This is a genomic window from Erythrobacter colymbi, from assembly GCF_002155685.1.
Lineage (GTDB): Bacteria > Pseudomonadota > Alphaproteobacteria > Sphingomonadales > Sphingomonadaceae > Erythrobacter > Erythrobacter colymbi.
In genome coordinates, this window is the sequence record NZ_MUYK01000002.1 from 144965 (window position 1) to 165701 (window position 20737).

At 68.9% G+C, this 20737-nt stretch carries 24 protein-coding genes; 16 read left to right on the forward strand and 8 right to left on the reverse strand.

Annotated elements, in window-relative coordinates:
* Positions 1 to 37: 37 nt before the first annotated feature.
* The 4 genes from BZF57_RS04000 to BZF57_RS04015 all read left to right on the forward strand — a co-directional run bounded on the left by BZF57_RS04000 (position 38) and on the right by BZF57_RS04015 (position 3023).
* Positions 38 to 397: a YciI family protein gene (locus BZF57_RS04000; RefSeq protein ID WP_086734917.1), complete on the forward strand. Its 360-nt coding sequence runs from the start codon at positions 38 to 40 to the stop codon at positions 395 to 397.
* A 23-nt stretch (positions 398 to 420) separates the two neighbouring features.
* Positions 421 to 1620 carry an RNA polymerase sigma factor gene (locus BZF57_RS04005; protein WP_086734919.1) on the forward strand — a complete coding sequence of 400 codons (1200 nt, stop codon included), beginning with the start codon at positions 421 to 423 and terminating at the stop codon, positions 1618 to 1620.
* A 78-nt stretch (positions 1621 to 1698) separates the two neighbouring features.
* A complete protein-coding gene (gene gntA / locus BZF57_RS04010) occupies positions 1699 to 2439 on the forward strand; it encodes a guanitoxin biosynthesis heme-dependent pre-guanitoxin N-hydroxylase GntA (RefSeq protein ID WP_086734921.1) in 741 nt (246 codons plus the stop codon).
* Positions 2436 to 3023: a DUF1989 domain-containing protein gene (locus BZF57_RS04015; RefSeq protein WP_086734923.1), complete on the forward strand. Its 588-nt coding sequence runs from the start codon at positions 2436 to 2438 to the stop codon at positions 3021 to 3023. Before gntA ends, BZF57_RS04015 begins: the two co-directional genes overlap by 4 nt.
* A 3-nt stretch (positions 3024 to 3026) precedes the next feature.
* Here the strand turns inward: BZF57_RS04015 and BZF57_RS04020 are convergent, their stop codons facing one another.
* From BZF57_RS04020 to BZF57_RS04030, 3 genes are read right to left on the reverse strand one after another with little or no spacing between them, the layout of a single operon-like run.
* Positions 3027 to 3848, reverse strand: coding sequence for a sterol desaturase family protein (locus BZF57_RS04020; protein ID WP_240505845.1), 822 nt, complete (start codon positions 3846 to 3848; stop codon positions 3027 to 3029).
* Between the two features lie 36 nt (positions 3849 to 3884).
* Positions 3885 to 4805, reverse strand: coding sequence for a 50S ribosomal protein L11 methyltransferase (locus BZF57_RS04025; RefSeq protein WP_086734925.1), 921 nt, complete (start codon positions 4803 to 4805; stop codon positions 3885 to 3887).
* A gap of 1 nt (position 4806) precedes the next feature.
* Complete coding sequence (locus tag BZF57_RS04030; RefSeq protein ID WP_086734927.1) at positions 4807 to 5532, reverse strand: SDR family NAD(P)-dependent oxidoreductase; 726 nt, start codon at positions 5530 to 5532, stop codon at positions 4807 to 4809.
* Between the two features lie 110 nt (positions 5533 to 5642).
* Between BZF57_RS04030 and sdhC the strand changes: the two genes are divergently transcribed.
* Genes sdhC through sdhA form a run of 3 tightly spaced genes read left to right on the forward strand, consistent with a single transcriptional unit; the run spans position 5643 to position 8290 of the window.
* A complete protein-coding gene (gene sdhC / locus BZF57_RS04035) occupies positions 5643 to 6023 on the forward strand; it encodes a succinate dehydrogenase, cytochrome b556 subunit (RefSeq protein WP_086734929.1) in 381 nt (126 codons plus the stop codon).
* A gap of 12 nt (positions 6024 to 6035) precedes the next feature.
* A complete protein-coding gene (sdhD, locus tag BZF57_RS04040) occupies positions 6036 to 6422 on the forward strand; it encodes a succinate dehydrogenase, hydrophobic membrane anchor protein (RefSeq protein ID WP_086734931.1) in 387 nt (128 codons plus the stop codon).
* Positions 6422 to 8290, forward strand: coding sequence for a succinate dehydrogenase flavoprotein subunit (sdhA, locus tag BZF57_RS04045; protein WP_086734933.1), 1869 nt, complete (start codon positions 6422 to 6424; stop codon positions 8288 to 8290). The genes sdhD and sdhA overlap by 1 nt, the downstream gene beginning before the upstream one ends.
* A gap of 60 nt (positions 8291 to 8350) precedes the next feature.
* Here sdhA and BZF57_RS04050 read toward each other — a convergent pair whose 3' ends face one another.
* Both BZF57_RS04050 and BZF57_RS04055 read right to left on the reverse strand, forming a co-directional pair.
* Positions 8351 to 8647, reverse strand: a complete 297-nt coding sequence (locus BZF57_RS04050; RefSeq protein WP_086734935.1) for a type II toxin-antitoxin system RelE/ParE family toxin — start codon at positions 8645 to 8647, stop codon at positions 8351 to 8353.
* Entirely contained in the window at positions 8640 to 8990 is a 351-nt protein-coding gene (locus BZF57_RS04055) for a type II toxin-antitoxin system ParD family antitoxin (protein ID WP_240505846.1), read from the reverse strand. Before BZF57_RS04055 ends, BZF57_RS04050 begins: the two co-directional genes overlap by 8 nt.
* Here BZF57_RS04055 and BZF57_RS04060 point away from each other — a divergent pair.
* The 4 genes from BZF57_RS04060 (at position 8971) to BZF57_RS04075 (ending at position 11487) form a co-directional block, all read left to right on the forward strand.
* The gene (locus BZF57_RS04060; protein WP_086734939.1) at positions 8971 to 9963 is read left to right on the forward strand and encodes a C13 family peptidase; all 993 of its coding nucleotides are present in this window, start codon (positions 8971 to 8973) and stop codon (positions 9961 to 9963) included. The genes BZF57_RS04055 and BZF57_RS04060 overlap by 20 nt on opposite strands.
* Before the next feature lie 98 nt (positions 9964 to 10061).
* Positions 10062 to 10520: a YiiD C-terminal domain-containing protein gene (locus BZF57_RS04065; protein WP_086734941.1), complete on the forward strand. Its 459-nt coding sequence runs from the start codon at positions 10062 to 10064 to the stop codon at positions 10518 to 10520.
* 17 nt (positions 10521 to 10537) lie between these two features.
* Positions 10538 to 11107: a TetR-like C-terminal domain-containing protein gene (locus tag BZF57_RS04070; RefSeq protein WP_086734943.1), complete on the forward strand. Its 570-nt coding sequence runs from the start codon at positions 10538 to 10540 to the stop codon at positions 11105 to 11107.
* On the forward strand, positions 11104 to 11487 hold the full coding sequence (locus BZF57_RS04075; RefSeq protein WP_240505847.1) for a PaaI family thioesterase: 384 nt from the start codon (positions 11104 to 11106) through the stop codon (positions 11485 to 11487). The genes BZF57_RS04070 and BZF57_RS04075 overlap by 4 nt, the downstream gene beginning before the upstream one ends.
* Here the strand turns inward: BZF57_RS04075 and BZF57_RS04080 are convergent.
* The gene (locus BZF57_RS04080; protein ID WP_086734945.1) at positions 11484 to 13058 is read right to left on the reverse strand and encodes an esterase-like activity of phytase family protein; all 1575 of its coding nucleotides are present in this window, start codon (positions 13056 to 13058) and stop codon (positions 11484 to 11486) included. The two genes, BZF57_RS04075 and BZF57_RS04080, sit on opposite strands and share 4 nt — an antisense overlap.
* A gap of 124 nt (positions 13059 to 13182) precedes the next feature.
* On the opposite strand from BZF57_RS04080, the gene BZF57_RS04085 reads away from it, so the two are divergent.
* Together BZF57_RS04085 and BZF57_RS04090 are read left to right on the forward strand one after the other, a co-directional pair.
* Entirely contained in the window at positions 13183 to 13572 is a 390-nt protein-coding gene (locus BZF57_RS04085) for a BlaI/MecI/CopY family transcriptional regulator (protein ID WP_086734947.1), read from the forward strand.
* Positions 13569 to 15290, forward strand: a complete 1722-nt coding sequence (locus BZF57_RS04090) for a M56 family metallopeptidase (protein ID WP_086734949.1) — start codon at positions 13569 to 13571, stop codon at positions 15288 to 15290. The genes BZF57_RS04085 and BZF57_RS04090 overlap by 4 nt, the downstream gene beginning before the upstream one ends.
* Before the next feature lie 36 nt (positions 15291 to 15326).
* On the opposite strand, the gene BZF57_RS04095 is transcribed toward BZF57_RS04090, so the two are convergent.
* A complete protein-coding gene (locus BZF57_RS04095; RefSeq protein WP_240505848.1) occupies positions 15327 to 15857 on the reverse strand; it encodes a hypothetical protein in 531 nt (176 codons plus the stop codon).
* Between the two features lies 1 nt (position 15858).
* Positions 15859 to 16749 carry a KPN_02809 family neutral zinc metallopeptidase gene (ypfJ, locus tag BZF57_RS04100; protein WP_086734951.1) on the reverse strand — a complete coding sequence of 297 codons (891 nt, stop codon included), beginning with the start codon at positions 16747 to 16749 and terminating at the stop codon, positions 15859 to 15861.
* A gap of 105 nt (positions 16750 to 16854) precedes the next feature.
* Between ypfJ and BZF57_RS04105 the strand changes: the two genes are divergently transcribed.
* The 3 genes from BZF57_RS04105 (at position 16855) to guaB (ending at position 20654) form a co-directional block, all read left to right on the forward strand.
* Complete coding sequence (locus BZF57_RS04105; RefSeq protein ID WP_086734953.1) at positions 16855 to 17607, forward strand: 3-hydroxybutyrate dehydrogenase; 753 nt, start codon at positions 16855 to 16857, stop codon at positions 17605 to 17607.
* Positions 17604 to 19112, forward strand: a complete 1509-nt coding sequence (locus BZF57_RS04110; protein ID WP_086734955.1) for a M28 family peptidase — start codon at positions 17604 to 17606, stop codon at positions 19110 to 19112. Before BZF57_RS04105 ends, BZF57_RS04110 begins: the two co-directional genes overlap by 4 nt.
* A gap of 87 nt (positions 19113 to 19199) precedes the next feature.
* Positions 19200 to 20654 carry an IMP dehydrogenase gene (guaB, locus tag BZF57_RS04115; protein ID WP_086734958.1) on the forward strand — a complete coding sequence of 485 codons (1455 nt, stop codon included), beginning with the start codon at positions 19200 to 19202 and terminating at the stop codon, positions 20652 to 20654.
* Positions 20655 to 20737 lie beyond the last annotated feature (83 nt).

The following is a 20737-nucleotide window of genomic DNA, read 5'->3' on the forward strand; positions in this document are numbered from 1 at the left end:
CCTTGCCATCCCGGCGGGCCGATGACGGAGACGACCCATGCAGTTCATGCTGATGATCAACGAAGACGAAAGCCCCTATGCGGGCGAGGGCGGGGCGGCGCTGCTCGAGGCAACGCTGGCCGGGCACATGAAGCTGGCCGAGGATCTGGTCGCGGCGGGCGTGCCCTTTTCGGGCGAGCGGCTGAAGCCCGCCTCGACCGCGACCACCGTGCGCTCCGACAACGGCGTCGTCACCCTGCATGACGGCCCGTTTGCCGAGACCCACGAGGAGCTCGGCGGGTTCTACATCATCGATGTCGCCAGCCTCGACGAGGCGCTGGAATGGGCCAAGCGGATCCCGGTGCCCAAGGGCGGGGTCGAAGTGCGCCCGGTGTGGCAGATGGGGGCGGAAGGCTGAGCCACGCGCGCGCCGAGGCGATCATGGCGGCGCGGCCCCGCGTGGTGGCCGCGCTTGCCGCACAGCTTCGCGATCTCGATGCGGCGGAGGAGGCCTTTGCCGAGGCCGCCGCATCCGCGCTCGCGCTTGCCGAGGCCCCGCGCGATCTCGCCGCATGGCTCTTCGTCGCGGGCAAGCGCCGCGCGCTCGATACCCTGCGCAAGGCGCGGGGCGAGGCGCGCAAGGTTGACGCATTGGCGGAGGTCACCGACATGGCCGATATCCTCACGCTCCCCGAGCCGATCCCCGACGAGCGGCTGCGGCTGCTGTTCATCTGCTGCCACCCCGCGCTGGGAGCCGAGGTGCGCGCCGCGCTGGCCTTGAAAGTGATCTGCGGGCTGCCGGTCGGGCGGATCGCGCAGCTCTTCCTCGTCAGCGAGCCCGCGATGCTCCAGCGCATCACCCGCGCCAAGGCGAAGGTGCGCGAGGCGGGGATCGCCTTCGAACTGCCCCCGCGCCGCGACTGGCCCGAGCGGCTGGGCGCGGTGCTGCTGGCATTGGAGCTCGCCTTCACCGCCGCCTATGCCGATGCGGGCGGCGAGCTGTCGGCCGCGCTGCCCGAGGATATGGACGCCGATCTTGGCGGCGAGGTCGAGCGGCTGGCGCTGCTGGTCGCCGAGCTCCTGCCCGAAGAGCCCGAGGCGCTAGGCCTTGCCGCGCTGGTGCTGCTGGCGCGATCGCGGGCCGGGGCGCGGCTGGACCGAGCGGGGGCGATGGTGCCGCTCTCGCAGCAGGACTGCGCGCAATGGGATTATGCGCGGATCGACCGCGCGCGCGGGCTGATGGATGCCGCGGTACAGGCGGGGCAGTCTGGGCCATATCAGGTGATGGCCGCGATCCAGCTCGCCCACGCGCGCCGTGCTTTTGACCGGCGGGTGGAGTGGCCTTCGGTGCTGCGGCTCTACGATGTCCTGCTCGCGCTGCGCCCCTCGCCGATGGTGGCGCTGAGCCGCGCGCTGGCCGTGGCGCAGGTCGAGGGAGCTGCGGAAGGCCTGGCCCTGATCGATGCGCTTCCTGCCGAGCGGCTTGCCCTCGCGCGGCCCTACCATGTCGCCCGCGCCGATCTGCTGGCGCGTGTCGGGCGAGGGCAGGAGGCGGCGGCGGCGCTCGATGCGGCGCTCGCGCTCGATCCCCCGCGCGCCGAGCGATTGTGGCTGGAGCAGCGGCGGACAGCGCTCGCCTGACCGACCACTGGCACGGCCTGTCGCGTGCGGCGCACCGAGGTTAGGGTCCGAGGCTGGCAACCCGCCTAGCCCGGCAGCATGAACATCCAGCCCCGCCGCTTTCACGCCCCCGATGCCGATCACATGGCGGCCTTCCGCCCCTTCGCCCGGCCCTTCATCGCCAAGCCTTTGGCCGAGACCCTGCGCGCCCATATCGAGGCGGCGGCGTTCCCCTGTGTCGGAGCCAAGTCCGCGCTCGCGCAGGACGGCCTGAGGATCGAAACCGCGCGCGCCATCACCGATGACCGCGGCGATGCCCGCATCCACGGCGCGCTTGCCGCATGGAGCGCCGTGGATGCCGCCGACACGCCCGAGTTCCGCAGCTTCGCGGTGGTGTTCGAAGGCCCGCGCACCCTCGACGAGCGCGGCTTCGAGGCAGCGCTGTGGGAACGCCTCAGCCGTCTCGCCGCGCTCGACCGGGCGGCAGGCTTTGCGCCCGAGCCCGGTTTCAGCAGCGATCCGGTCGACGCCCATTTCGCGCTGAGCTTCGGCGGCAAGGCCTATTTCGCGGTCGGCCTCCACCCGCACGCCTCGCGCCGGGCGCGGCGGCTGCCGTTTCCGGCGATCGTCTTCAACCTCCACGAACAATTCGCCCGCCTGCGCGCCGAGGACCGATACGAGCGGATGCGCGCGGTGATCCTTGCCCGCGACGCGGCCTGTGATGGCGCGCCCAACCCGATGCTCGCGCGCCACGGCATGGTGAGCGAGGCGCGGCAGTACAGCGGGCGTGCGGTGGGCAAGAACTGGGTCTGCCCCTTCGCGCCGGGCGAGCCCGCATGACGCAGCGCATCGCGCCGCGCAGCGGCACCGCCTTTCGCATTGCGCGGGGCGACATCCTCACGGTGATCGACCCCGAGGGCGGGCAGGTGAGTGACCTCGTCGCCGTGGCCGATGGCGATCCGAGCGAGATCATCTCGAACGGGCGCACCTTCGATTACGAGGAGACCCTGCGCCTCACCACCGGCGCAAGGCTGTGGTCGAACCGCTCGCGGGTGATGCTGACGATCCTCGAAGACACCGCGCCCGCGCACGACTTTCTGCTGACGCCGTGTTCGGTCGACACTTTCCGGCATTTCTACCCCGACAAGCCGGTGCATCGCGGGTGCTTCGGCAACCTCGCCGAGGCGCTGGCGCCGCATGGCGTCACCCCCGACATGATCCCTTGCGCGTTCAACGTCTTCATGAACGTGACCTTCGCGCCCGACGGCAAGCTTGCGGTGCTGCCGCCCGAGACCCGCGCGGGTGATTACATCCGGCTGCGCGCGGAGATGGACCTCGTGATCGGGCTGACCGCGTGCTCGGCCTATGCCTCCAGCGGCGGGACCTTCAAGCCGATCGACTATCGCGTGGAACGCGCGGGATGAGACCTATTCGGCGGGTTCCGCCACAGCCTCGGGCGCGCGGCTACGGGTGGTGACCTCGCGGAAGGTCTCGCGGTAGCGCGGGTGCTCGGTGCCCATCCAGCGGTCCCAGAAGGTGAAGTAGAAACCGAAATTGTGGCCCGAGGAATGGTGCAGGTCGTGGTGCGTGGTGGTCGCGATCCAGCTCGTCCACGGATTGTCGACCCAGCCTGCCGGGAACAGCTCGCTGCCCGCATGGGCCATGACGTTGCGGATCATCTGGTGCCAGATGAAGAACAGGATCGCATAGCCCGCATAGGCGATGCCGAGCTGGCTGGTGACGAGAAGGAACACCGGCACGAAGGCGACCTCGATCACCGCCTCGGTCATGGTGAAGCTGTAGGCGGTCCACGGCGTCGGCGTGCGCGACTTGTGGTGGTGAAGGTGCGTCGCCCGGAACAGCCGCTTATGGTGCATCGCGCGGTGCGCCCAGTAGAACCACGCGTCATGCGCGATCACCATCAGCGCGAACTGCCAGATGATGGTCCACAGCGCCGCGTCCCTGATGGTGAGCAGGATCAGTCCGCTCTGGCGCCCTGCGAGGATCGCGAGCGTCACGACGGCATAGACGCCCACGGTCCGCATCGAGGACAGCAGCTCGCGCGTGTAGTCGGCGCGGGTGGGCCGGCGCCCGCGCTGGATCTTCCGGTTCTCGGCAAAGCCGCGGAAGACCAGCAGCAGCAGCGTCAACGCGCCTGCCGCGATCAGGTAGCGGCTGAGATCGAAATAGAGCACCCGCGTCATGTGCTGGGTGACGAGGTCGATCACGGAAGGCGCTGGGGCGGACATGGGGCGGAGTCATAACGCAAAACCATCAAATGATCATCACCTGATCGCGCGCCTTCTGCGTAGCCACAGGATCGCCCAGTCGCCGCGCTGGAGCCTCGCGGCGAGGCGGAAGCCGGCAAGGGCCATCGCGCGCCGCACCGCCGCTTCCTGCTCGCCCGCCAGCAACCCCGCCAGCAGCAGGTGGCCGCCCGGCGGTACGGCCTTGCCGAAATCGGGGGCGAGGCTCACCAGCGGCCCGGCGAGGATGTTGGCGATCAGCAGATCGTAAGGCCCGCGCACCTGAAGAAGCGGATCGTCCATGCCGTCGGCGATAATCATCACCGCCTCGCCTGCGCCGGCACCCATCGTCACGCCGTTGAGCGCGGCGTTCTCCTCGACCACGCCGGTGCAGACCGGATCGATATCGGTGAGGGTGAGGGTGATCCGCGGCCACAGGGCAAGGGCGGCGAAACCGAGCAGGCCCGTGCCCGTGCCGATGTCGGCGACATTGCGCGCGATCACGCCGCTCGCCTTCATGTGCCCGAGCATTTCAAGGCAGCCGGCGGTGGTCTTGTGCTGGCCGGTGCCGAAGGCCTGGCTGGCGGGGATCACGAAGTCGATGAGGTCAGGATCGGCGGGATAATCGGGCGTGTGGACATGGAACCGCCCCGCGCGGATCGGCGGCGCATTGTGCTGGCTGAGGGTGACCCAGTCCTCGGGCGGCAGTTCCTCGACGGTGATCTTGGGCGCGGTGCCTTCGAACAGTCCCGCGAGCGCGGCCTTCTCGGCCTTGCCGGGCTTCCTCGGATACCAGCCCTCGAGCACCCAGTCGTCGGGCCGGTCCTCCGCCACCTCGCGCCCGGCGATGACGAGCTCGAAGTCCCAGTCGTCGATCAGGTCATGCGCCAGCAGCGCGGCCTGCACGACCGGCTTGGGGGCGAAGGCGGAGAGTTTCCACGTCGTGTCAGCGGACGCCATGTTACCTGACAAAGCTCGCTCCGTTGGCGTCGATCACGGCGCCGGTCATGCTGGGGGGCGCGTCGAGGGCGCAAAAGGTGATGATGCTCGCGATCTCGTCCGGGGTGGCGACGCGGCCGAGCGGGATGTCCGCGAGCAGCCCCGGGCCGCCGCGGCTGGCGAGGTAATCGTCCGCCATCGAGGTATCGGTGAAGCCGGGGGTGACGGCAAAGCTCAGGATGCCGTCCTTGGCATAGGCGCGGGCGATGGTCTTGTGCATGCCCACCATCCCGCTCTTGGCGGCGGCATAGTGCCAATGCGCCGGGCTGTCGCCGCGATAGGCGGCACGGCTGGCGACGTGGACCAGCCTGCCCGCAAAGCCGCGCTCCTGCCAGTGCAGCACCGCAAAGCGCGAGAGCTGCGCCGCGCTGGTGAGGTTGACCCTGACGGTATCCTCCCACGCATCGAGCCATTCGATGTCGGAGCGCTCCAGCCGGTTCGCCTCGAACCGCCCGGCGTTGTTCACCACCACGTCGATCTCGCCGTCCGCGATGTCGAGCGCCTGATCCCACAGCGATTGCACGCTCAGCGGATCGCCGAAATCGGCCGCGATGATCGGCGCTGTGCCCTGACCTGCGCCGTGAACGCGCGAGGCATGGCCGATGACCTTTGCGCCGCGCGCGGCCAGCGCCTCGAGCGCCGCCCTGCCAATTCCGCGGCTTGATCCGGTTACAAGAATGTGTCCCATGCAATCGCCTATCCGAAACTTTGCAAGCCATGTCCACCATGTCGCCGCTTGCCTCATGCGTCAGCCGCGCTAAGTGGGAGGGCCTTGAACAGGGACCAAACGGGATCACCATGAACCAAAGACCGCTCTCTCCCCACCTCCAGATCTGGCGCTGGGGGCCGCACATGCTCGTATCGATCCTCCACCGCGCAACCGGCGACGGCATGGCGCTGGTTGGCCTGGGTGTGCTGGTATGGTGGCTGGGCGCGCTCGCGAGCGGGCCGGAAGCCTATGCGGGCTTCCAGGGTGCGATGGGTTCGCCCCTTGGCATTCTGGTGCTGGTGGGCCTCAGCTGGGCCTTCTTCACCCACATGATGAGCGGGCTTCGCCATTTCGTGCTCGATATCGGCGCGGGCTACGAGCTCGACACCAACCGCATGTGGTCGGTCGCAGCGCCGGTCATCGCGATTTTCTGCACTGCGGCCTTCTGGGCCGTGGTCCTGCTGGGCTGAGGAGCGCACGACATGGGTAACGGAACCTCCATCGGCCGCGTGCGCGGGCTCGGCGCGGCGCACCACGGGGCGCATCACTGGCTGCTCCAGCGCTTCACCGCGATCGGCAACATCGTGCTGATGACCTGGCTGCTGGTCAGCCTCGCGACGCTGGGCGATTATGGCCATGCCACCGTCACCAAGTGGCTCTCGCAGCCGGTTTCGGCGACCGCGATGATCCTGCTGGTGATCAGCCTGTTCTGGCACGCCCGCCTCGGGCTTCAGGTGCTGATCGAGGACTATGTCCACGATGCCGGCACCAAATTCGGGTGCCTGTCGGCGCTCAATCTTGCAACCATCGGCGGCGGCGCCTTCGGGATTTTCAGCGTCGCCGCGCTCGCATTCGGAGGTAACGCCTGATGGCAACCGCAGCACCCAAGGGAACGGCCAACGACGTCGGAGGCGCGCATCTGAAGGGCGCCTACACGATCGTCGACCACACCTATGACGTGGTGGTGGTGGGCGCGGGCGGTTCGGGCCTGCGCGCGACGATGGGCGCCGCGGAAGCAGGCCTGCGCACGGCGAACATCTCCAAGGTGTTCCCCACCCGCTCGCACACCGTCGCCGCACAGGGCGGGATCGCCGCCAGCCTCGGCAACAACTCGCCCGACCACTGGACCTGGCACATGTACGACACCGTCAAGGGGTCTGACTGGCTGGGGGACCAGGACGCGATCGAATATCTCGCGCGCGAAGCCCCGGCGGCGGTCTATGAACTCGAGCACGCGGGCGTGCCTTTCAGCCGCAACGCCGACGGTACGATCTACCAGCGCCCCTTCGGCGGGCACATGCAGAACATGGGCGCAGGCCCGCCGGTGCAGCGCACCTGCGCCGCGGCCGACCGCACGGGGCATGCGATGCTCCACGCGCTCTACCAGCAGAGCCTCAAGTACGACGCGGACTTCTTCATTGAATACTTCGCGCTCGACCTGATCATGGCCGAGCGTGACGGCGTGAAGCAGTGTGTCGGCGTGATGGCGATGTGCCTCGACGACGGGAAGATCCACCGCTTCCGCGCGCAGAGCGTGGTGCTGGCGACTGGCGGCTATGGCCGTTGCTACTACACCGCCACCTCGGCTCACACCTGCACCGGCGACGGCGGCGGGATGGTGCTGCGTGCTGGCCTGCCGCTGCAGGACATGGAGTTCGTCCAGTTCCACCCGACCGGCATCTACGGCGCGGGCGTGCTCATCACCGAAGGCGCACGCGGGGAGGGTGGTTACCTCACCAACTCCGAGGGCGAGCGCTTCATGGAGCGCTATGCCCCGTCGGCCAAGGACCTCGCCTCGCGCGACGTCGTCAGCCGTTCGATGGCGCTCGAAATGCGCGAGGGGCGCGGTGTGGGGCCGGATGGCGACCACATCTACCTGCACCTCGACCACATCGACCCCAAGGTGCTCGCCGAGCGCCTGCCGGGCATCACCGAGAGCGGCAAGATCTTCGCAGGCGTCGATCTCACCCGCCAGCCGCTGCCCGTCACCCCGACGGTGCATTACAACATGGGCGGCATTCCGTGTAACTACCACGGGCAGGTCGTGACGTTGGGGCCGGACGGCAACCCCGATCAGGTCATCCCCGGCCTCTATGCCGTGGGCGAGGCGGCCTGCGTGTCGGTGCACGGGGCGAACCGCCTCGGCTCGAACTCGCTGATCGACCTCGTGGTGTTCGGCCGCGCGACCGGCCACCACCTGCGCGACAACCTGAAGCCCAATGCCAAGCAGGCCGAGCTTCCGGCAGACAGCGCCGACTTCGCCCTGACCCGCCTCGACCACTTCCGCTATGCCAGCGGCGGCTCGCCCACCGCGCAGATCCGTGCGGAAATGCAAAAGGCGATGCAGAAGCACTGCGCCGTGTTCCGCGACCAGAAGCTGATGGACGAGGGCGTCGCCAAGCTCGCCGAGCAGAACAAGCGGATGGAGGACATCCACGTCACCGACAAGTCGCTGATCTGGAACAGCGACCTGATCGAGACGCTCGAACTCGACAACCTGATGGCGCAGGCCAACGTGACGATGGCGAGCGCGGCCAACCGCAAGGAAAGCCGCGGCGCCCACGCGCACGAGGACTACCCCGAGCGCAACGACAAGGAATGGATGAAGCACACCATCGCCTGGTTCGACGGCTGGGGCGGCCGCGGCAGCAACATCCGCATCGATTACCGTCCGGTTCACGAATACACGCTGACCGACGACATCAAGTACATCGAGCCCAAGGCGCGGGTGTATTGATCGCGGTGCTCCGCTGAAACGACGAGGCCCGGTCCCCCGAAGGACCGGGCCTTTTGTTTATCAACCATCGAGATCGTTGGTCACATCCTGTCGCTCGTGGATGATCCGGACGACGATCAATTCGGTGGCGGTCTGGCGATAAATGATCCGATGCGCTCCAGCGCGGACTTTGCGATATTCGGGTGGCAGCCCATAGACCGGCGATCCGATGCCGGGAAATTCGGCTACCCGATCGATCTGTCGGCGTATGTCTTCGATATAGGATTTGGCACGGGTTTGACCCCATTCCGATATCGTATTGTCGGCGATGTTTTCGAGCTCGTCGAACACTCTCGGACGCAGAACGACTTCAAGCATCAGGGAACTTGCGTGCGAGGAATCCGTCCCAGTCAAAGGGTCTAGGCTCGCCGCTTTCCTCGCCCTCGCGGATCAGTTCTCGCAGGTTCGCGATTCGTAGATCACGCTCCTCGGCGCGGCGCAGGGCATCGCGGATCACTTCGCTGATGGTGGCAAACTCGCCCGATTCCACCTTGCGGCGGGCATAGGCTTCGTAATGGTCGCCGAGCGAGATCGAGGTGTTCTTTCCCATGCCGCCGCGATACCAGAACTTGGTAACGGGTTCAATCCGGCCCCGGGATAGCGCTTGACGCCCGCATGGTGCGCGGGCAGCTTGGGCGGCGATGAACAGGGGCAGGATCATCGCGGGGCTTCTGGCGGCGCTGGCCGCCGTTCCCGCGCTGTCGCAATCCGCGCCTGCGCCTGCCACCGGTCCCAACCAGCCGCCCGCCCATGTTCTCCCTTGGCCCGAGCTTGCCAGCGGCAAGACTCCGGCTGAACGGCGGCAGAGCTATGAGCTTTCGCCCGAACTCCATCGCGGCGTCGCGCCCGCCGTCATGCGCGAACAGGCGCGGCGGCTTGATGCGGCGCTCGCCGGGCTTGCACCCCAGCGACCCGGCACGGCGGACGCCTATGTCCTCACCATCGCGCTCGACAGCGATCCGGTCTTCGCGCGCGAAGCGCGGGAGGCGGGCAGGGTGCTCGCCGCGCGCTACGGGGCAGCGGGGCGCACGCTGACGCTGGCGGGGCCCGATGGCACCCGCGACGATGCGCCCCACGGCTCGATCTCCGCGCTGCTGCTTGCGCTCGGCCACATCGGTTCGCTGATGGACGGCAAGGAGGACGTGCTGGTGCTCTACACCACCAGCCACGGCAACGACCTCGGGCTGGCCTATCACTGGGGCGATACCGGCTATGGCATTCTCTCGCCCAGGAGCATGAAGCAGGCGCTGGCCGAGGCGGGAATCACGCGCCGCGTGCTGATCTTGTCGGCCTGCTATTCGGGCGTCTTCGTGCCCGCGCTGGCGAGCCCCGACACCGCGATCCTCACCGCCGCGGCGAGCACGCGCAGCTCCTTCGGGTGCCAGGCCGAGAATGACTGGACCTTCTACGGCGACGCCCTAATCAACCGCGCGCTGCGCCAGCCGGTCGGGTTGGAAGAGGCCGCGCGCATCGCCGGCCGCTCGGTTGCCGAGTGGGAGGCCAAGGCGCGCTTCCTCGCCTCGCTGCCGCAGGTCAACATCGGCGCGAATGCGCGCGGCTGGCTGCCGCAGATCGAGGCGCAGATGCCGCGCACCGCAAGCGCCCCGGTGGGCCGCCCCGCCTTCAGCGAATAGGCTTTTCCCGAGGATTTTCAGACGCTCCCGTGGCGGCTTTGCATTCGTCCGGACTCAATGTATCCAGTGGATACATAATCCAGCACAAGGCGATTCGCATGAACCCCTACGAAATGCTCAAGGCCCAGCTTTCCGCCGTCGTCCCCTTTGCCTCCTATGTTGGGGTCGAGCTCGGCACGATCGGCGAGGGCACGGCCACCGCCACGCTCGAGCAGAGCCAGAACACCTCCAACCACATCGCCACGATGCACGCGGGCGCGCTGTTCACCCTGGCCGAAGCCGCCTCGGGCGCGGCGATGGCGGGGATGTTCCTCGAACGGCTCGCCGCGCTGCGTCCGGTCGCGGCCGGATCGACCATCGCCTATGCGCGGCCCGCCAAGGGCACCATCACCGCTTACGCTTCGGTCGACGGCGCGCGCGAGGCGCTGTTCACCGCGCTCGATGCCGAGGGCAAGGTGCGCTTCCCCGTCACCATCCGCATGGAGGACGCCGAAGGCCGCGAGGTCGCGCGCATGAGCGTCGACTGGCACCTCTCGGCCTTGGCGCAGGCGGCGTGATTGCCTAAGCGGGGCGGATGACCCGGCGCGAAGCCTATCACCACGGTGACCTTGCCACGGCTGCGCTCGATGCGGCGCTGGAGCTGGTGGCCGAGGATCCCTCGGCGAGCTTCTCGCTGCGCTCGCTTGCCGAGAAGCTGGGGGTGGCGCACCGGGCGCTCTACAACCACTTTGCCGACCGCGAGGCGCTGCTGGCGGGGCTGGCGGCGCGGGGCTTCGCGCAGCTTGCGGCAACGCTGGCCCCTGCGCCCGATCCTGCGGCTTTCATGGCGGCCTATGTGCGCTTCGCGCTCGACCAGCCGGGGCTCTACGCGGTGATGACCGGACGGCGCTACGAGCAGATCAACGCCCATGCGCCCCTGCGCGCGGCGGTCGACAAGGTGATCGCGGTCGCGCTCGATGCGCTGGCGACGCCGGGCGCGGACGACGACACCCGGCGGCGCGAGGTGATGCGGGTGTGGATGCTCGCCCACGGCGCGATCGGGCTCCAGCGGGCGGGAATGCTGCGGCTGCGCAGCGGCGACGAATTTGCCGAGGAGGTGCTGCGCATCGCGGGCCTCGCGGCGCGGGAGGAGAACAAGCGATGAACCCGGCCGATGCCATGCCTTTTTCGAAGCTGATGGGCGTGACCGTCACCGCCGCATCCGCAGAGCTGGTCGAAGGTCACATCACCGTGCGCGCGGATCTGTGCACGGCCGGGGGCATCATGCATGGCGGGGCGATCATGGCCTTTGCGGATGCGCTGGGTGCGGTCGGCGCGGTGGCGTGTCTTCCCGAAGGCGCGAAGGGCACGACCACGATCGAGAGCAAGACCAACTTCCTCGGCGCGGCGTCGGTCGGCAGCACCGTGCAGGGGCGCAGCGTCCCGCTCAAGACCGGGCGGCGGATGTCGGTGTGGCAGACCACGATCGACACCGCGGAGGGCAAGCCGGTGGCGGTGGTGATCCAGACGCAGCTGGTGCTTTAGGGCTCCACCCGCCGCGCCGACAGGATCGTCACCGGCGCGGCCAGCATCTGGCCCTTCAGCACCCCTTCGCCCGCCTGCGCATCGCGCGGGGCGGCGAGGATCTGGGTGACGATATCCATCCCGCCTGTGACATAGCCGAAGGCCGCATAGCCCGGATCGCCCGTCGCCGGATTGGCGTCGAAGCCGGTCTGGTCCTCGATCACGATGAAGAAATCCCCGTCCGCGCCGCCCGGTGCGAGCATCGCCATCGACAGCGCGCCGTGGGTGTGGGTGAGGCCGGTCGTGCTGGTCGGCTCGAAAGCGATCGGGGGAAGGATGCGCTGGGGATCGCTGCGGGTGCCGCCCTGCACGAGGCCCGCGACCGTGCCCTCCGGCCCCAGCACCATAGCGCGGTAGAAGCTGGTGCCGTCGAGCCGCTTCTCGTCGACATAGCGCAGGAAATTGCCTGCGGTGACGGGTGCGCGCGCGGTCTCGAGCGCGATGGTGACGGGGCCGAGGCTCGTCTCCAGCACCACGCTGACGCTCGCGGCCTCGGGATGCGGGCGCTTACCCGGGCGCGCGGCGGCGAGCGCGGCGGGCACGCCGGGGGGCGGGGCGATCTCGAACTTGTAGAGGAGGTTGCGCTGGCACGAGGGCTTGCTCACCGCCGCGCAGTTGTTGAGGTTGTCGTCCGAGGCCAGGTAGAGGAAGGTCCGCCCCGCATCCTCGCGCACCGCCAGCCCCTCGAAATTGTCGACCAGCAGCGGCGGGGCGAGCACGGCGAGGGGGGTGACGGTGTTGTCGGGCGCGAGCGCGACCACCGCTGCGCGGTTGCCCTTGCCGGGGGTGTAGCTGCGGAACAGGACATAGCAGGTGCCGTCGGCCTTGCAGGCGGCGTCGGTCGGCACGCCGCCGACTTCGGCGATGCCTTCGGGCGCGGGGAGGGCGAAGGGCGTTGCCGTGCCGTCGTCGCCGATACGCAGGCAATTGGGCCGCGCGGCTCCGGTCCATTCCCCGCAGGCGAGCAGCCCGCCGGGCCAGGCGGCGAGCGTCTCGATCCCGTCATTGGGCGCGGCCCCGGCGGTGAGCGTGGCGGCGCGGGTATCGGCGGCGCCCGCCGGGCCTTCGAGATCGGCATAGCGCCAGATGCGGTGCTCCTGCTCAAAGGCGACCAGCCATTCGCCGGACGGGAGACGCGTCAGCGCCTCGGCATCGCCGCGCTTCTTGGCATCGAGCATCGCGCCCCTCTGGTCGTGGAGTGGCCCCAAGCGGATCCCCGCGACATCGACCAGCTTGCCCGCGATCTCGCCGGTCTCGAGCTCCATCCAGCGGCCATCGTCGGTCACTGCGAAGAGGGAATTGCCGTGCCATTCGAGGCTGGAGATGCCGCCGATATCGGCCTTGTCGGGCGCGATCTCGACCCCGCCGCGAAAGATCAGCTCGCCCACCTTTGCATCGGCTTGGGCGGGATCGAGCTGCACCGGTAACGTGTCGGGCAGGAAGGCATCGGGCGCCTGCGCGGCGAGGGGGAGGGCGGCGGCGGCGAGGGCGGCGCCTGCGACAAGGCGGGCGAGAGCGCGGGTGAATGTCATTCGTCCGGATGTATCGCCGGTTGAACGAAGCGCAAGCCGTGTCGGTCGGCGTTCAGCCACGCGCAAGGTTTACATATGTAGTCGCCATGACTACAGGTGTAATCAGAGCTGAGGGAGACATGCTGTGAGCACGTCCGAGGAACATCCAGGCGAACGCATAACCGAGGCCGAGCACGCGGTGATGGAGGTCCTGTGGGACCGTCCGCGCCAGACGGCGGCCGATGTGTGCGAGGAAGTCTGCGCCCAGCGGGGCTGGAGCCTCGCGACGGTCAAGACCCTGCTCTCGCGCCTCGTCCAGAAGGGCGCGCTGCTGGCCGAGCCTGACGGGCGGCGCTTTCTCTATACACCCGCCATCGCCCGCGAGGCTTACGTGGGGGGCGAGAGCCGCCGGCTGGTCGACCGCCTGTTCGGCGGCAGCGCGGCCTCGCTGGTGGCGCACCTTGCGGAGAGCGAGGCGCTGACCGACCAGGATCTCGCCGAGATCGAGGCACTGCTGAAGGAGCTCCGGGCATGAGCGCGGTGCTGCTGCAGACGCTGGTGTGGACCGGCGCGCTGATCGCTGCGGTGCTGCTGCTGCGCCGCCCCGTCACCCGCCATTTCGGCCCGCAGGCCGCCTATGCCTTGTGGCTGCTGCCCTTCGCGCGGCTGGTGCTGCCGCCGGTGGTGCTGCCGGCGTGGATGGCCCCCAAGGCAGCCGCTCCGGTCGCCGCGCCTGCGGTGGCCGATACGCTAGCTGCCGCGCCAGCGCCGGCCGATCCCGCGATCTGGCAGGCCGCCGCGCAAGGCAGTGCCGAAACCATTCCCGCCGTATACTCTGTGCCCGCCGAGACCGCGCCGCAGGCCGGGTTCGACCTCATCGCGATGGTTGCCGACTGGCCGCTCGCCGAAATCCTGCTCGCCGTGTGGCTGGGCGGGGCGGCGGTGTTCCTGTGGCTGCGCTTTGCCGCCTATTTCAGCTTGCGTGACGAATTGCTGGCCGAGGCCCGCGAGGTCGGGCGCACCGATGGCCCGTTCGGCAAGGTGCGTCTGATCGAGACCCCGGCGACCACTGCGCCGCTGGCGATGGGCGTGCTCGATCCGGTGATCGCGCTGCCGCCGGGCTTCCTCGCGCTCCACGACCGCCGCGGCCGCGATCTCGCGCTGGCGCATGAGCTCGCGCACCATCGCGGGGGCGACCTGCTCGTCAACATCCTGGTGCAGCCGCTCTTCGCGCTGCACTGGTTCAATCCGCTCGGCCGCTATGGCTGGCTCGCGCTGCGGCGCGACCAGGAGGCGGCTTGCGATGCCCGCGTGATGGAGCGCCGCTCGGCGCAGGAGCGGGCCGCCTATGCCGCGCTCATCGCCCGCTTTGCCGCCGCACCGGGCGCTGCCCACCATGCCGCTCTCACCGCGCCGATGGCCTGCCCGGTGCTAGGCGAGAAGTCGATCATCCACCGCCTGAGGAGTCTTGCCATGTCCGATCTGTCCCCCCGCCGCCGCATGGCCGGCCGCGCGCTCCTTGGCGTGGGTCTGCTGGTGCTGCCGCTCACCGCCTCGATCAGCTACGCCGCGAGCGAGAACGTGTTCGAGGCCCCGGAAGCCCCCGAACCGCCGGAAGCTCCCGAGCCGCCCGAACCGCCCCAGGCTCCGGACGCGCCCGAGGCTCCCGAGGCGCCCGAAGCCCCCGAGCCGCCCGCGATCCTGATGCTCGATCCCGACAGCCCCGATGCCAAAGGCAACATGCAGGTCACCGAGAAGGTGTGGCGCGATGCCGACGGCAAGGAACGCCGCGTCAAGATCGTCACCCGCGGCGGCCCGGATGCCGAAGCCCACGCCCGACACGGCGAGGCCCGCGAGGCCATGAGCCGGGGCGAACGCGAAGCCGTGCTCGCCGATGTGCGCGCCGCGCTGGCCGAGGCCGACATGGCGCTCGCCGACCTGCCGCGCATCATTGCCGAAGCCCAGGCCGAGGCCCGTGCCGCAAGCGCCGCCTCGGTCGCGGCCGGAGGCCCGCGGGTCGTGGTGAAGCAGGAATGCAAGCCGGGCAGTGAGGAAGTCTCGGAAACCAGCACCAAGGACGGCGTCCAGATCGTCAGCATCTGCCAGCGCCGGGTGATGGCCTCCGCGCTCACCGGCCTCAGGGAAGCGCGCGCCGAGATCGCGAGCGACAAGGACATCCCGGACGACATGCGCAAGCAGCTCCTGCGCACGCTCGATGCGCAGATCAGCCGCTGGAGTGACAAGGAGGGCTGATCGGGAGCCCCGGCACGGCGCGCGGGCGGGGAGGGTCTACCTCCCGCTCGCCGCCGCCGCTGTCTTCGGCCGCGCCGGATAGGCGCAGCCGCGGCCCAGACCCCAGCCTTTCAGGAACGCGCGCCGCACCATCCCCGCCGTATAGGCCGCGCGCAGCTTGCGGTCATTGTCCGCCGCCCCCGTCACCTCGCGCAGGATGCCGCGGAAGGGGATCACCGATCCGACCACGCTCTGCCCGATGCGGCCCTCGCTGATGCGGTCACTGCCATCATCCTCGGCAATGTCGTAATCCGCCCCCAGCACCATATCGAGCTCGGCGATGGCCGCGACGATTGCCGAACACTTGCCGAGGCCCTTGGTCGCGTAAGGGTCCGCCACTGCCGCCTGTAACACCGCCGGAATGTCGCGCCCGTCGATGTTGAGATCGCGCAAGGGGGTTTTGGCGACTTCCTTGGCATCGGGCTCGGGCATGGCCTGCGCCTGTGCTGCCGTAGCGGGGAGCGCAAGCGCGGCCAGCATCGCGAGCGGGAGCATGCGCAGGGAGAGGCGGGGGCGGGGCGGGGTCATATTATCCTCCTTCGAAAAATACGTTGCAGGCGCGGTCGTCAGTCGCCTCCAGTCCCAGCCGCAATGCCGCCATGCGCTGGCGGCTGGTGCCGTGGGTGAAGCTCTCGGGATTGACCGACTGGCCCGCGTTGCGTTGCAGGGTATCGTCCCCGATGGCGCTGGCGGCTTTCAATCCTTCCTCGAGATCGCCCGCATCGATAAGCTGGCGGTTCTTGCCCGCCCACATCCCGGCATAGCAATCTGCCTGAAGTTCCATCGCCACCTGCAAGCGGTTGGCCGCCGCCGGATTGCTGCGCTGCGCGGTGCGCACCTGGTCCGATAGCCCGGTGATCGACTGGATGTGATGCCCGTATTCATGGGCGATCACATAATAGCGCGCGAAGTCCCCGCCCGTGCCCGACATCTGCGCGAGCTGGTCGTAGAAACTGGTGTCGATGTAGATGACCTTGTCCGCCGGGCAGTAGAACGGCCCCACCGCCGAGGTCGCGCTGCCGCAGCCCCCGGTGTCGACGCGGCCGTTGCGGAACAGGTCGAGCCCGGGCTGCTCGAACGGGAGCCCCACGCGCCGGAAGCTCGCTTCCCAGGTATCATTGAGGTTGGTGAGCGCGCTGCACGCCTCGGTCGCATATTCGCTGCTGGTGCAGATTTCCTGCTCCGAGAGCTCTCGCCCGCCGCCCGCGCGGCTGCCCTGTGCAGGCGCACCGGTCTGCTCCTGCACGCTCTGGACGAGGCCGATGGTCTGCGAGGGGTCGAGCCCGAACACCAGCGCGCCGATCAGGGCGATCACGAGCGTTCCGCAGCCCACGCCGCCGGCGCGGCCCATGCCGCTGCCACCGCCCCCGTCGCTGGAGCGCACATTGATCCGTGACGTGTCGAACGGGCCCAAACGCATCAGTATTTCCCCTTTCCTCCGGCACGCTCAGCTATTTGCTGGACAGCCGCGATTGCCGCGGCAAAAGCGAACCGCAATAGCCCGAACGTGCAGGAGATGCGGCGAATGCTCAAGGACCGGCGTGCTCTCGTCACCGGCTCCACATCCGGAATCGGCCTTGCGATTGCCCGCGCGCTGGCGGCTGAAGGGGCCGCGGTGATTCTCAACGGGCTGGGCGATGCGGACGCAATCGCCGCACTGTGCGAGGAGCTGGGTGCTTCCTATAATGGCGCAAACCTGATGGACCCCGCCGCCATCGCGGCGATGATGGAAGAGGTCGGCCCGGTCGACATCCTCGTCAACAATGCCGGGATGCAGCACGTCGCCCCGGTCGAGGATTTTCCGGCGGCCAAGTGGGACGCGATTCTCGCGCTCAACCTCTCGGCCGCGTTCCACACCGTGCAGGCCGCAGTGCCGGGGATGAAGGCGAAGGGGTGGGGGCGGATCATCAACACCGCGAGCGCCCATTCGCAGGTCGCCTCGCCCTTCAAGAGCGCCTATGTCGCTGCCAAGCATGGGCTGGCGGGCTTCACCAAGACCATCGCGCTCGAACTGGCGACCCACGGCATCACCGCCAACTGCATCTCTCCGGGGTATGTCTGGACGCCGCTGGTCGAGAATCAGATCCCCGACACCATGGCCGCGCGCGGGATGACGCGCGAGCAGGTGATGAACGACATCCTCCTCGCCAAGCAGCCGACCAAGCAGTTCATCACGCCCGAGGATGTCGCCGCCCTCGCGGTGTTCCTGTGCAGCGATGCGGCGCGCGGGATCACGGGGGCGAATTACGCGATCGACGGAGGCTGGACGGCCGAATGATCCGCCGCTCCCTCCCGCTGTTTCTTGTCCTGCTGGCGAGCCTGCTGCTCGCCGCCTGCGCCAAGGCGCCGGTGGAGAGCATGCCGGTGGTCGACCGCGACGAGGTCGCCATGCGCCTCACCGCCGATATCAACGTGCTCGCCAGCGACGAGAAGGCGGGCCGCAAGCCCGGCACTCCCGGCGGGCGCACGACCTATACCTACATCGAAAAGCGCATGGGCGAGGTCGGGCTGGTCTCGGGCACCAATGACCCGGGCTCCTACTGGCGCCTGCCGGTCGATCTGCTGGCGACCGAGCCGCAGAGCGCGCAGCTGATCCTCGGGCAGGGCCGCCGCCGGGTGGTGGTGGCCGAGGATGCCGCCGCGGTCTTTACCCCGCGCCGCCGCGCGCTCGCTATCGGTGGGCCGGGGACGGGCGTGCCGGTGGTGTTCGTGGGCTATGGCGATGGCTCGGTGCTGGGCGATGCGCTCGCCGGAGCGATCGTGGTGATGCTCGCCGATCCGGGCCGCGATGCCGCCCGCCGCGATGCGCTGTTCCGCCAGCGCGCGACCGCGGTGCTGACCGTGCTGCCCGATAACGCCGCGCTCGACGAGGTGCGCGCCAGCGAGGGACAGCCGCGGCTCCAGCTTGCGGCGGAGGAGGTCGACAATCTCGCCGCCTATATCACCGACAAGGCCTTCGGCGACTTCATCGGCCAGCGCCGCTGGAAGGGGCTCAAGGCCGAAGCCGAGGCGGGGATTCTCGATCCGCTCGAACTCAATCTCTCGATCAGTGTCGAGGGCACCTCGGACCGCCGCGAGTTTCCGAGCCAGAACGTGATCGGCATGATCCCGGGCAGCGTCCCCGGATCGGGCGCGGTGCTGGTGCTCGCCCACTGGGACCACCTCGGTGAATGCGGGGAGCCGGGCGCGCTCGACCGGATCTGCAACGGCGCGGCAGACAATGCGAGCGGGATCGCGATGATGCTCGAACTCGCGCGGCGGCTGAAGGCAGGGCCGGCGCTGGGCCGCGACATCTATTTCCTCGCCACCACCGCGGAGGAGCCGGGGCTGCTCGGCATCCGCTCCTTCGTGCGCAATCCGCCATTCCCGCTCGCGAGCATCGTGGCCGCCTTCAATCTCGACATGATGGCTGTCGCCCCGGCGGGGAGCCCGGTCGGCTTTGTCGGGCGCGGGCGCGATCCGCAGCTCGATGCGGTGATCCTCGCCGCGATCGCCAAGGCGGGCCTTGCGGTGGGCGACCAGGAGCTTGCCGACAGCTTCCTCAAGCGGCAGGACGGCTGGGCGCTGGCGCAGGCCGGCGTGCCCGCAGTGCTGCTGTCGAGCACCTATGGCAGCCGCGCGATCCTCGATCCTTTCATCGCCACGCGCTACCATCAGCCCTCGGACGAGGCGGCCACGGTGGAGCTGGGCGGCGCGATCGACGACCTGCTGCTGCACGAGGCGCTGATCCGCGAGATTGCCGACCCCGCGATCTATCCCGCGCCTGCGAAGACCGGCCCCTAGCGCGAAGGCAAATCCGCGGTTACATGGGCCGCCACGAATCTCCCGCCAGAGGAGATGCTCCCTCCCGTTCTTGAGAAAGTGGCAAGCATGGATATCCCGCTCGGTCTGACCTTCGACGACGTGCTGCTCCGCCCGGCGGAAAGCAGCGTCCTGCCGAGCATGGCGGATACCTCGACCCGCCTGACGCGCGACATCAAGCTCAACATTCCCGTCCTGTCCTCGGCGATGGACACTGTGACCGAGGCAGACATGGCGATCGCGATGGCGCAGCTGGGCGGGATCGGCGTGCTCCACCGCAATCTCGACATCGAAGCGCAATGCGCCGCGGTGCGCGCCGTGAAGCGCTACGAGAGCGGTATGGTGGTCAACCCCATCACCATCGGCCCCGACGCGACCCTCGGAGAGGCGCAGGCGCTGATGCAGGCCAACCGCATCAGCGGCATTCCGGTGGTGGACGCGGCGGGCAAGCTCGTCGGCATCCTCACCAACCGCGACGTGCGCTTTGCCGAGAACCCCGCGCAGCCCGTGCGCGAGCTGATGACGACCGAGAACCTCGCCACCGTGCCGCTCGGCACCGGGCAGGAAGAGGCGCGGCGGCTCCTGCACGCGCGGCGGATCGAGAAGCTGCTGGTGGTCGACGATGCCTTCCACTGCATCGGCCTCATCACGGTCAAGGACATCGAGAAGGCCGTGAACTACCCTCACGCCACCAAGGACGCGACCGGCCGCTTGCGTGTGGCCGCCGCGACCACCGTGGGTGACGCCGGCTTCGCGCGCACCGAGGCGCTGGTCGATGCCGAGGTCGACGTGATCGTGATCGACACCGCCCACGGCCACAACATCGAAGTCAGCCGCGCGGTCGAGCGCGTGAAGAAGCTCTCGAACGCGGTGCAGGTGATCGCGGGCAATGTCGCCACCGCCGAGGCCACCCGCGCGCTGGTCGATGCCGGAGCGGACGCGGTCAAGGTCGGGATCGGCCCGGGCTCGATCTGCACCACCCGCGTGGTCGCGGGCGTGGGCGTGCCGCAGCTCACTGCGATCATGGAAAGCGCCGCCGAAGCCGCCAAGTCGGGCGTGCCGGTCATCGCCGATGGCGGCCTGCGCACGAGCGGTGACGCCGCCAAGGCGCTCGCAGCCGGCGCCTCGAGCGTGATGATCGGCTCGATGCTCGCAGGCACCACCGAGAGCCCGGGCGAGGTGTTTCTCTACCAGGGCCGCTCCTACAAGGCGTACCGCGGCATGGGTTCTGTTGGCGCGATGGCGCGCGGCTCGGCCGACCGCTATTTCCAGCAGGACGTCTCCGCGATGAAGCTCGTCCCCGAGGGGATCGAGGGCCAGGTGCCGTTCAAGGGCCCGGCGGCGGATGTGGTCCACCAGCTCGTCGGCGGGATCAAAGCGGCGATGGGCTACACCGGCTCTGCCACGATCGCCGATCTCCAGAAGCGCGCGCAATTCGTACGCATCACCAATGCAGGGCTTTCGGAGAGCCACGTCCACGATGTCGCCATCACCCGCGAGGCTCCCAATTACCCGACGCGGTGAGGTGGGGCTTCGGCTCCAGCCTTGTCATCCCCGCGCAGGCGGGGATCCAGCTTGTGTGTTTCGACGCTCCGAAAGTGAGCTGG